At 33.6% G+C, this 12527-nt stretch carries 7 protein-coding genes; all 7 read right to left on the bottom strand.

Annotated elements, in window-relative coordinates:
* The coding region (gldA, locus tag Q0L29_RS15430; protein ID WP_296623076.1) for a gliding motility-associated ABC transporter ATP-binding subunit GldA at positions 1-896 on the bottom strand (896 nt) is incomplete at its 3' end.
* 87 nt (positions 897-983) lie between these two features.
* A complete protein-coding gene (locus Q0L29_RS15425) occupies positions 984-1283 on the bottom strand; it encodes a type II toxin-antitoxin system RelE/ParE family toxin (RefSeq protein ID WP_296623075.1) in 300 nt (99 codons plus the stop codon).
* Between the two features lie 3 nt (positions 1284-1286).
* Positions 1287-1535 carry a hypothetical protein gene (locus Q0L29_RS15420; protein ID WP_296623074.1) on the bottom strand — a complete coding sequence of 83 codons (249 nt, stop codon included), beginning with the start codon at positions 1533-1535 and terminating at the stop codon, positions 1287-1289.
* Positions 1536-1593: 58 nt separating this feature from the next.
* Complete coding sequence (locus tag Q0L29_RS15415; protein ID WP_296623073.1) at positions 1594-2721, bottom strand: site-2 protease family protein; 1128 nt, start codon at positions 2719-2721, stop codon at positions 1594-1596.
* Entirely contained in the window at positions 2718-3350 is a 633-nt protein-coding gene (locus Q0L29_RS15410; protein ID WP_296623072.1) for an HAD family phosphatase, read from the bottom strand. The genes Q0L29_RS15415 and Q0L29_RS15410 overlap by 4 nt, the downstream gene beginning before the upstream one ends.
* A 71-nt stretch (positions 3351-3421) precedes the next feature.
* Positions 3422-4699, bottom strand: coding sequence for an N-acetylmuramoyl-L-alanine amidase (locus tag Q0L29_RS15405; protein ID WP_296623071.1), 1278 nt, complete (start codon positions 4697-4699; stop codon positions 3422-3424).
* Positions 4700-4822: 123 nt separating this feature from the next.
* Positions 4823-12427, bottom strand: a complete 7605-nt coding sequence (locus Q0L29_RS15400) for a T9SS type A sorting domain-containing protein (RefSeq protein WP_296623070.1) — start codon at positions 12425-12427, stop codon at positions 4823-4825.
* Between the last annotated feature and the right edge of the window lie 100 nt (positions 12428-12527).

Below are 12527 nucleotides of genomic sequence, written 5' to 3'. Positions count from 1 at the left end.
GTGAGTTTGTGAAACACTTCTTCCATATTGCCTTTTTCCAATGAAATACCGACTAAATCTACATTGTTTTGGGTGACCCAGCTCAAAATTTCTTTACGGATATCGCGAGTGGTTTCTAATAAATATTCCGTTTCTGTCACAAGTTTCAAATTATTGACCTCTGCATGTGTTGTCCAGAATGATAAATCAGCTTGATTTTCCAACTCTATCTTAATCGTAAATTTCTCTTTCTCTTCTGTTAATTCATTTACGGCCTGATCAGCTACCAAACTTCCTTCTTTGATGATGATGGCCCTATTGCAAAGCGCCTGCACTTCCTGCATAATATGAGTGCTCAACAAAACGGTTTTATCTCGGCTTATAGATAAAATCAAATTCCTGATTTCTATTATCTGATTGGGATCCAAACCTGTTGTAGGTTCATCCAAAATTAATACGGATGGATCATGCACCAAAGCTTGAGCAAGCCCAACTCTTTGCCTGTAGCCTTTGGATAATGCACCAATCTGCTTGTTTTGCTCTTTTTGCAGTCCGCACAAATTCACCAAATCTGCTACTCTACTTTTCAATGACTTCCCAGACATACCATAAATCCCTCCACAAAAGCGTAAAAATTCATGCACATACATGTCCAGATACAATGGATTATGTTCTGGCAGATATCCAATATGCTTTTTGATTTCTAAGGGTTGTTGCGTTACATCTATTCCGTCCACTTCCACTATTCCTGAGTCCGCAGGCAGGGTGGCTGTAATCATCTTCATAGTAGTCGATTTACCTGCACCATTCGGCCCTAGGAAGCCCACAATATTTCCCTTTTTGATTTCAAAGGAAACATCATTTACGGCAGTCTGCACTCCGTATTTTTTAGTAAGACCCTTAACGAGAATGGACATTCAAAATTTTATGGTTTGTTGTGTTCGATGAACGCAAAAATAGTGTTTTAATTATGAAAAATTCAAAGACTTAAGCAAGGATAAGTATTATGGCTGATGTTTACTTTTTATTTTGGCAGGATCTTTACTCATTTCAAATACATCAGTTACAAAGACTATATTATCTTTCTGTTTGTAGATAATTTTATAGTTACCTTCAATTAGGTATCTGTGATTCTGATTTAGTAATATGAGTTCATCTACTATTCTACCTCTATTACTAAAAGTCTTTAAGGTGTAAGCTCTATCTAAGATTTTATTAATAATTTTTATTGCAATATGTTCCTCAAATCGGCAATAAATTTCTTTTAAGCTCTTCTCGGCAGGCCCCGTAATTACTACCTCCATGAATTACCATTTTTTCATTTCTTCCCTAATCTGATCTATGCTTTTAGTCTTACCATCTTTTATAGATTGATTGGAAAGATGAGCTCGTTCGATTAATTCTGATTCTGTTATTCCACTGTCATCAGCATTATAACCAACCACCTTATTCTCTTGATTAGCATTTAAAACATCCTTAACCTTTTGAATGATATCAATGTCATCAGTTTTGGATAGCTGTTCTATTAAGCGTTCTCTTTCTTTTACAATATCCATGGAAATATATTTTTATGGAATAATAAATATAACAAAAAATCACCGAATTAAAGTTTCATTACTCCATAACCAAAGGCTCAAAACTAAAGCAAATAATAAAAATGATGAGGCAAATCCAGCCTAACACTTTTCTGCCCGTGCTTAATGGTCTATCATCTGGAGCAACTGGATGTTTTACACCAATCAGTCTCCCTAACAGAAATACAAAAAGTAAGTAGCCTGAAAATCCTGTGACAGAAGGAAATATATAAGAAGTTAAATATTGAGCTACAAACATGCCTACCGCAATCATTAAAGTAGTGGATTGTTGAAAGCCTAAGCCTTTGAATGAAAAATACAGAAAACCGACATATAAAATGCTATAGAGTGCAAAATCACCTAAATCAAGACCCGCAGTAATTAACCCTAAACCTGCAATGAAAGTAAAAATCATATAGAGCGAAAAGGCTATGATCTGATGATTTTTAGCTCCAAACAAGCCGTAAATCACATGCCCACCATCTAGCTGACCAATGGGAATCAAATTTAAAGCCGTGAAAAACAAAGCCAAGAATCCTGCGAATAAATAAGGATAATGAATCATTTCCTTATGGTTAGGCAATCGTTCAGGATCTGCTACGTTTTCTTCAAACCAGCTGAACAAAATACTATTCCCTAAACTTATGCCCATCATTTCCTTATCATCATAAACATAATCGGCATAATCCATCCCATATTGTTCGTATTCAGGATGAATCTCAAAAATGTATTCAGGCTCAGGTAAATTAGTAAAACCATAGAATAACACACCTAAAGCGACTACAAATCCTGCTATTGGACCCGCTATTCCAATATCAAAAAATTGCTTTCTTGATTTAATAGGGCCTACTATTCGAATTAAGGCCCCAAAAGTACCAAATGAAACCGTTCCCATAAAACCTAGCCAACCAGGAATATAATTTGGCAAGGTAACTTCTACTTTATGATATTTTGCAGTAAAAAAATGACCGAATTCATGGACTGTTAAAATGAAAAGGAAAGGAATAGAGTAATGCATTCCTGCTAAGAAATCTGCCCAAGAATAATCAGGAGAATAGAAGATAATACGATTGGTAATCCATTCTGATCCTGCCAGTGTGGTTGTAATAAAAGTTAATACAAAGAGCAAAATCTTCTTTGCGTAATAGCGGGTATTTTTCTCAATCATATTTTAGATAATTTATTCTCTAATAAATCTATAAAACCGCTATTTCTTGGAATATGCAGTGTTTGAATACCCAATTTAGCTGCTGAATCTAAATTTAATTGGGAATCATCCATAAACAGTGCCTCATTGGATTCTGTTTGAGATAAGCTTAAAACATTTTGATAAATTTCATGATCAGGCTTTCTTTGGTTCAAATCATGAGAAAAATACACTTCATGAAAAAGCTCATTTAAGTGAGTATATTGAAAAGAGTCTCCTAATATTTTATGAAATGCCTTTGCGTGAATTGCATTGGTATTACTCAAAACAATGCACTTATAATTTAACATTAATCTCTTTATAGCTTCAATTCTGTCAATAGGAATTTCACCCAGCATCGAATCCCAGGCTTTATCAATTTCATCATCAGAAGCCTTTAAATTGAATTTATCTCTCAAGTTTTCCCGAAATTTGCCATCTGAAATTAAACCCTTTTCATACTTCTTAAAAACATCCGCTGATAAATATGCTTTCTCTACTTCCTTTTCAGATAAGCCAGAAATTTGAGAAAAAGCTGAAATGGTTTTCTCAACATATAGATTGATGATTACACCACCTAAGTCGAAAATAATGGTTTTAATTTTTTGCAAAAGCTTGATGATTTATGAGTTGCAAATATGGTTGAAAGGCATTCCAAAACAAAATTAAAAAAACACTGGATTTATTGAATAAGAAAACGTTGAGAATTCTCTTCTCCATTCTTATAGCTCGTCTGTAAAAAATAAATTCCAGGCTTTAAAGTACTAGGGAGTTTTACCTCCAGTTTATTCTCACTGAAATAAAGATTTTGCCATTTTATTTTTTTACCCTCCAAACTAAAAATTCGAATATATGTCAAATCATCCTGGCGATTTTTTGTCAAATTCAAACTGAATGTAAAATCACTTTTGATTGGATTAGGATATATTTTTTGACTAAGAATAGAATCAATTTCTATATCAATAATAGGACTTTCTTCACCATTACAAATCTCCACTTGCTCATTTACATTTAAACGAATATCCTGTAATTTTTCATAAACATTCTTACCGGGACACAAAGTACTACAACCATCTCGATGACCTGCTATTACTCCTAAATTAGGATTTAAAGGGTGAGGATCACTTTCTAAAACATTCAATTCGTCTTTAAATGCTTTCCAGCTCAAGACCTCTTCCAAACTCCCTAGCATAGCCGAAGTGGGCTCGACCGTTTCATAGTTTCCCAAAAGGCAAATTCCCATAACATTAGAATTTGAACCACAAAAATGAGCTCCCATTACTTCATCCTGCTCACCATTAGCTGGATCTCTACCAGCATAAATAACGCCATCAGGAGCAACTAAATAATTATATCCAATATCGGACCAACCATTTTCCTGTGTATGCAAAATATAAATATCTCTCACAGCCTGTGTAAAGTCAGAAATATTATTGGAGCCAGCAGAATGATGAACAATCATATTTTCAATAGTGGTAAAGCTTCTATTGTATGATGGTTCAGGAAGTCCATCCCTCCATTCTGTCTGTTGAATTACTCCATTTAATTCACAATCATTATTTTGAATAGATTGATTGCTTCGTTGTGAAAAATTAGCATTGCCTCCACTGCCGTTAATAAGTACAACTCCCAAATCTTTCTTATTTTCAGGAATGAATAATTCGATTGATTTTAATGGATCGTCAAAATGAATTAAGCTGGAATAAAAATATTCAGAGTCCTCATTAGAATGTAAATCATTAACAAAATAAATTGTATCCGATTCATAAATAAAGCCAATCTTCGAAAAATCGTTAACTTGCTTCGATTTCAAGGCTATTGCAGTAAATCTAAATTCAGTTTCTTGAGTCAGCCTTTGGTTACCTTCTAAATTAATCGAAAAGGAAGTATGGATATTTTCATTCTGTGCTATTATTTGAATACTTAGGGAAAATAAGAATAATGTAAATACTAATCGCATATAGTTTTTTCTAATTAACTAATACTATAACTGAATTAAATGTTGAAATATTGAAGAAGCTTGAAAATAAAATAGGCTGACCAATTAAGGACAGCCTATTTTAATATGATTAAGAAACTTTTTCTATTCTTTTATCAATTTATTCATACTTCTAAAGCCATCTTTCCAATTGATTTGCATAAAATACATTCCATCTGGATAATTGCTAAGATCTAATTCAATTTCCTGAGAATAATTATTGAAATCTGATAATTCTTGAATCAATCTACCTTCTGAGCTTATTATTTTAATATTAGTTACTGCGTCTGTTCCCGTTATTTTATACTTAGCTGTTGAAGGATTAGGGTAGACTGTGATATTTTTTGTTAGCTCAGATTTATTAGCTGTATAACTTACCCTTGTTACAGTAATCTGACCATTATCGGAAACAGCTGAAATTTCAAGAGCCTCTTGGTCTTCACCTGTTAATTCAAAGTTAATGTCAGATTGCTGATTCATAGGAACACCTGGTATATCAAATTTCACAGTATAACTCCCAGCTGGTAAATTTGGTATAGTAAACTCTCCATTTTCATCTGTTTCTAAATAGGCTACTAACTCACCATTTTGAAGAATCGATTTAAATGTAAGTTCCCTACTTGAGCCAGTTAATCTCCTAACACTAACACCAGCTCCACTTACTCTTCTTCTTGGTAATCTACGTTCATTTTCCTCAAACTCTTCCTCTAAAAACCCACTAAGACTTGATGTCCCGTTAAGCTCTTCAGGATCACCTTCCATAGTCACCTTTAAATCATTTATTGTATTTCTTAAAGCTATGTTGTCTGCTAGTTCCCAATCAATAGTATTTGGGAAATATGTATTTAACAAATTAGGATAAGCTATTTCATTATTGTCAACATATAGCAAATAATCACCTAATTCTACATTTTGCAACTCGAAAATTCCGCCAGCTTGAACATTCGCAAAGAAGGTCCCATTATCTAATAGAACGCTATCAAATGCTTGCCCCTCCAGATATTTGAATAAATAAACTTTTCCACTTTCTGTTGGGAAATCATTAGCATCTGTCAATACTCCAGTGATGTTGGCTGAAGCTATAATTTGAACTGGATTTGATGCTAATCTGAAGGCTGGGTCTACAGCATTGACTAGCTCATTCCCTACTTCTAAACTATATTCACCCATCAAACCATAAGTGAGAGAATCTACTACAATAATACTTGAGTCTGAAATATTTAAAGGCTCGTTATTTAAGAACCATTGATAAGTGTTATTGGATCCCTCAACTAAATATTCAATGGAAAATCCTGAACCTTGAGGTAATTTCTGGTCAGCCTGATTTCCAAAATTGGCCTGATCATTAAAAATAAATCCATCAATTATGATATTAGGTACTAAATCATCGTATCCCAAGGCATTTCCACTAACGTCTAAGACTGCTAAGTTTGGAAGTGTAGTTAGATCCGTTAAATCTTCTATTGCATTATTAGAAAGGTTAATTGACTGTAGTCCTAAAACCTCATTCAAAATATCAGGTACTGAACCTGACAAATTATTGTTAGGTAAATTTATTTCTACTACCCTATTATCTACAACTATGATATCTGTTTCATTTGTTGACCATTCCACTGGGTTATCTGATGTAGTATCCCAGGTGATCGAACTCCAACCATCACCATTTGTAGAATCATAGAATTGGCGTAAGGCAGCTACATCTCTTTCCAAAGAAGAAACTTTGAGTTCTGAAATTGTGGATGATAATGTTAAATTTCCTAATAAATTATTATTCACTTCAACATAATAAAGACCTTCGTCTACTCTTTGAAGGTTATTGAAAACAAGTACCGAATCTGTGGCCCCCGTGATCTGAACTGAATCTTTATACCATTGGAAAGTATTAGATGTTGCAGGTGCAGAAACTACCATTGAGATATCAGCACCAAGGAAGTTGAAAAATTCTTCTGGAAGCGTATAATTAAAGTTTTGATTCCCATAATCAAAAGTAGGAATCGTATTAAATGACTCTAATTTTTCGAATTTTAATTCATTTCCACTTACATTTAAACTATTAAGACTTCCGTTTAACGATTCTAGAGCACTAATGTCATTAATGTTATTATCCGAAAGATTAATCTCGTTCACAAAATTAAGATTCCCTAAATCATTTGGTATGAGTCCGGTTATTGCGTGTGAAGGAAGGTTAATTGCCTTCAAGGAATCTTTTATCATCACTAAACCCTCCCAAGTATTTAACTTTCCTGTAGTCCAGTTCTGTGCACTAGTCCAGTTTGCTCCATTATTGTTTTCATAAAGGGCAACCATAGCTAATGAATCTTGTTCCAAGTGAGTAGAAACCGGCAGCTTAATACTATCCTCTAGGCTAAAAGCACTGGTGTCTCCAAAACTGGAAATAGAGCGCACAAAATAATAGTAAAGTTCTGAATATTCAGGTGCTTGGTAAGTAATACTATCTGTGGATACAACAAATAAAGAATCATTTCCACCAAGTGAAGTGGTATCATTATTTAATCCGACATAAACTTGATACGCATCTGCTCCTTCTATAGGTGGCCAGCTTAAATCAAATTTTAAGGATGATTGATTGCTACTTATTGGCTCAGGAACGGCTAATGGGATTAGTTGGACTGAAATTGTATTACTGTAAACAGAAGTGTCACCCGAAGCTGAAATTGATCTTCCAAATATATAATAGGTTTCAAAAGGACTTGATGCGTTGAATGATAAAGCAGTATCACTTAAAATAAAAATTGAATCTGAAGCCAAGGATGAAATAGTATCATTTTCTAAAGATATAAACACTTCATATTCAACAGCATTTTCTACCGAATCCCAAGCCAAATCGAAACTTGATGTTGTAATATTCGATGCACTAATAATTGGCACATTTAAATTCAAAGCTTTATAATAAACAGCTGATAATTGACCTCCTTCCTGAAGAATCAGGAAATCTTTAACGCCATCATTATTTAAATCAAGAACATCAAAATCAGCAATTACACCTCCTGCATAGGTTAATGATAAATCTTCGGTCAATTGTCCTAAACCATCATTAAGTAAAATATGGAGAGCTGCTGTATTTTGATCTGATACAATTAGATCTTGGAATCCGTCACCATTGATATCTTCAGCCTGAATTTTAGCAGGGGTGAAACTCAAAGGAACAGAAGTTATATTAAAAGATGCTGTACCAGTATCGAACCTATAAATTTCAATCTCATTAGTGCTCTGATTTGAAGCTACTATTTGATCTTTTCCATCATTCAGCAATGAAACATTTTTAATTTCAAATATTTGCCCTGCCGCTCTACTATTATTGCTGTAATAAAATAATGTGTTTTGATTATATAAATCAACCACACCTATCATGCTTTCATCATTTATCAAAAATCCAATATCAGGAGAACCATTATCAATAAAATCACCTAACAAAATAGAGGAAATATCTTTGTTATTTGGCTCCATAAAAGGTAGTATAGATGAAGCATATGGACTGCAGTTACCATCATTACCACTGGAGCTAAGCATACTACTTGCATTAGTAACATTAAACACACTGAATAATGCATCGGATATACCATCAAAACTGATGTCATTTAATAAATAATCATTGTATATGGTTTGACTTTCGGCCTCTCCTTCTCCATACTGGATGAAACTTCCAGCCCCATCATTTTCATAATATAAAAGACCATTATCACCATTAACCTCAAACTCAAAAATCGCATCTAAGCCAATAGCCCCATTTAAATTGGAAAGACCCAGTTTAAATTTAGTTGGATTTATTAAAGTTCCTTCATTGAATAAATCAAATTCTTGTTTAGTTGGGGTTCCAGATAAATTATTTATCTGTGTTACTGCCTGATAATCTCGACTTATTATCATGGCATCAAAACTAGCATCATTGTCAATCTGGCCTAATTGCATACTGGTTTGTCCCAATAATACAGTCCCATTTACACTATCAATAGCTGTTAAAACATCGTAATTATTATTTAATAAAGTTTTAACATTATTATATTTAATTGTAAAATTTTGACGACTATAGGCTATCTTATCATTTTCATAAATGAGTTCAATTTTACCTGATTGAGCCCCCTCAGGAACAGCAACAGTTAGAGAATTTCCAGTATTGCTAATTGTTGTAGCCAATTTTCCTCCAAAAAAAACTTGATCCGAGACAGCAGCAAAAGGACCTGAATAATTTATTGTAACATTTTCTCCCGGGGCTGCTGCATATTGAGATAAGCTTATAATTTCTTTTTTGTAATAAAAAGGATTTTCAGCCGCTAGATTAGAAGCTAATCCAAATCTTGCAGTATCAGCACCTGAAAAACTATATTGTATAGCCGTTTGAAAAGATGAATCTGTACTAATACCGTTTCCAAGTGAACTTCCATCATAAAAATTCACAAGCTCCAGACTTGTAAAATCAGTAATACCTTCATCATAAGGAACTGATATGATTGGTTCAAAAGTTGCAGCAACACTGCTGTCGGCTAATGAAGAGGTGATTTCCCAATATTCTTCTGTACGCTCTCTAGCCAAAGTGGAGTTTACTAGTGAAGAATCTGATAATCCACAAAAGTTATTTACAGGAAATACTCTGACTAAATCTGATAGTTGGAATTCTTCATTATCTAAAATTCGGATTTTTTTAAGTCCGCCTTCATGACCTACAGGAAAAGTAAAAGGAGTGTTTCCTATTTTACTCGCCACCCCTTTTATAAATGAATTAGGGTTAGCTCCAATGGAAGTCGCGGTTTCTCCAAATACTACTTCTTTCAAACCAAATCCTGAATACCCAGTTTCATCAGTAAGAAGACCATTAAGTAAATTTAACTCTCCTTCAATTAGTACTTTTGTGAAAGTTTCCTCATAAGAAGGTTGAATATTTAAAACTGGTATATCACGACCGTAGTAAATGTCCTTCTTTATATCTACCACTAGATTATTATAAATAATAGAATCTTGAAAATCTCCGAAACCAGTAATCTCCTGATAATCTAAACCACTAAACTTCAAAGCTGATTGGTCAGCAAATTTTATTTTACCTCCATTTCCTTGCCTTCTAAAATGAAAGTTTATGTCAATTTCTGTAGTTCCAACGAAATTCACTTGAAATCGACCATTTGTGTTTTGAAAAGCATTTAATTCAAAAACATCAGCAACAATTCGTGAATCTTGAAAAACAGCATTAAAGGGTTGATCATTATTAAAGCTATTATTGAAAAGAAATAGATTTCCACCCACTATGAAATCCACTGATTGGAAGTTTATATTGGGTTTAAGATATTCTTTGGTACTATCAGTTCCGTTATGCCTAAACGAGAATTCATTGCCTACATTAACTTTTATTGAATCACCATTGTTAATAGCCGAAAACTGCAACTGATCACCAGCAGATTCATCGCTGATATCAAAAACTAGGTCAGTACCAATATCAAATATTGAAGAACTAACACCATCAGTTGAGATAAAAACACCCACTGAATCGGTAGATATTGTAGATGAAGTTGTAACAAAAACGTTATTTTTGACAATTAAATTTCCATTATATATCCACAGACCAGCATTTAATGTTGAATCAGCATCTCCTTTAATAAGGACCTTATTTATATTGAAATTTTCACCTGGATTGATATTAACTTTATGGAAGATATTCACGGCAGAATCAATAGCTGGAACTACTCCGCCTTGCCATGTATTAGGATCAGACCAATTACCATTCGCTATTGAATTAATAAAATAAGGCTCAGTTTGGACTTGAACCACTGTTGTATCACTTATTAACTTATTATTTTCCCTCCAAAATTTAAAATAATAATCAGTTGCAGCTTGTAAATTTCCTATCCCTAATTGTCCAGAAAATGAACTAACCTCATAAGAAGTTGTAGTCGCAAAACTGTCTTCTGAAAATAATACTTTATAGAAAAACTCACTTTCACTACCTTGATTAATGAAATTGACATAAAGTGAATCAGTAAAAGAAGTGATATCGACTTGAGGCTGAGGTAATGGAGTAGGCTCAATTAAACGAACGCCCACTTTACCTTTATCATCTCCATTTCTATCCCATAATCTTATAAATACTTCTTCACCTGCGTTTAAGCCAGTTATTGTATCTTTTTGGTGGCTTTCAAACTTATTACTACAATAAAACTCTGTTAAACTACCACAACTGCCTGAATAAATGGAAAAACGAGTTTCTAATGCCTTATCACTAATTTCAAAAACATCATATAATTCACCGAAAGTCTCCACTACTAAATATCCTGAAGAGGGAACTTGAGCTTTCACCCAAATATCGGATGTACCGGCTGAAAATATAGAATCTTGAGCACATGGTACTCCCGTTCCAGAATCATTAGCATTAAATAATGAAAACCATTGAATGTCATTGGGTCCATAACTATCGAATGGAGAAAAAACACCAGGTGCCAATGCTGTGGCACAATTTTGATTCTCAGCAGTTTCCATATTGGCAAATGTTCTAGCACTCACTTGAAAAACATTTGGATCAGCATAACTGGGTAAATAAAGATTTAATCTATAAGTACCGGCAATTAAATCATCAAAAGCAAAAACACGCGATGAACCTTCAGTTATAACCCTTTTATAAGAAACCTCTGCAGCATCTCCACAAGTTTCTTGCTTCAATAATTCTACATAACTTGTTTGAAAAACATTATATCCATCTAATTGAATGACAATATCTTGTAGACTTCCCAAAGTGAAATTATAAGTTAGTGGCCCAACAAAAGATTGATAAACCGATGAATCCAGAGATGTTAAACTGAATAATGGTAATTCGGCAGGTATAGGGGAATAAGAGCGACTACTCACAGCAGAACCATCAACAGTAAGATTAAAACCAGTTTCACAAGTAGTATTGATTGGGTCGCCTGAATAGCTAATACTTAAATTCCCCTGAATTGCATCAAACCCAGACTCAATATTATTTGAAACCACTATGTAGTAGGTTGTTCCTGCCGATAAAAGTTCAGGGATTTCTAATATAGTCTTAGTTACTCCAGTAGTATCGAAAGCAATCCTGTTTGGGGTTGAATCATAACAACTATCAAATAGTTGCAATGAACCCCGATTTAAGTTCAGAATTTCGCCTAATCTTATCGTAAAATTATCAGTTACTTCCGGAGTAAATTGAAAGATTGCCTCCCTACCAGAATCAAACAAAGAGTCAAATACATACGAATTTGAATATAATGCTGTATTTATTGGTACCGTTTCATTTACATTGAGGTTAGCAGTTAAACTACAATCATTTCCCGGTCTTTCACCACCAGTAAAAATAAATACTTCTTCTAAATCAGATCCAGTATTAGATGTTTTGCTATTATCAGGCATTCCAGTACCAATCAAAAATCCATCACTATAAAAAATATTGTATACAGCACCATTCCAACCATCACCATAATTATCATAAGCCTCAAAGCGATAATTCACTCCATCTTGAAGACAAAGTGTATCTCTAACCGTAGATCCTACACCCAAAAAGCCTGCTGTTCTTTCAGCTAACAATACATTTGTATCATCATTAAATAATTTCCAAAAAATTTCTCCATTATATTGACCTAAAGAACCATCAACCTCAATTACTACTTGAGACTCATCCACTTGGCACTGTCCAAGCCCATTAAAATTAAATGTACATACACATAAAATTAGTAATACTACATGTCTCATATTCGCTTCTTAGTTATATCAATCCCACAAATTTAATGCATATCTTTACCTTAATAACAAAATAAATCAAAATATTACATAAATCCTAATTATTATTTTT

Origin of the sequence: Marivirga sp. (assembly GCF_024636815.1) — a bacterium.
In the GTDB taxonomy this organism is placed as follows: Bacteria; Bacteroidota; Bacteroidia; order Cytophagales; family Cyclobacteriaceae; genus Marivirga.
The sequence above is the reverse complement of the archived record's forward strand: the minus strand, read 5'-3'. Positions and strand labels throughout refer to the sequence as shown.

Coding starts and splice junctions, on each gene's coding strand:
- Q0L29_RS15400 (WP_296623070.1), bottom strand. CDS start 12,427: ATGAGACATGTAGTATTACTAATTTTATGTGTATGTACATTTAATTTT.
- Q0L29_RS15405 (WP_296623071.1), bottom strand. CDS start 4,699: ATGCGATTAGTATTTACATTATTCTTATTTTCCCTAAGTATTCAAATA.
- Q0L29_RS15425 (WP_296623075.1), bottom strand. CDS start 1,283: ATGGAGGTAGTAATTACGGGGCCTGCCGAGAAGAGCTTAAAAGAAATT.
- Q0L29_RS15420 (WP_296623074.1), bottom strand. CDS start 1,535: ATGGATATTGTAAAAGAAAGAGAACGCTTAATAGAACAGCTATCCAAA.
- Q0L29_RS15415 (WP_296623073.1), bottom strand. CDS start 2,721: ATGATTGAGAAAAATACCCGCTATTACGCAAAGAAGATTTTGCTCTTT.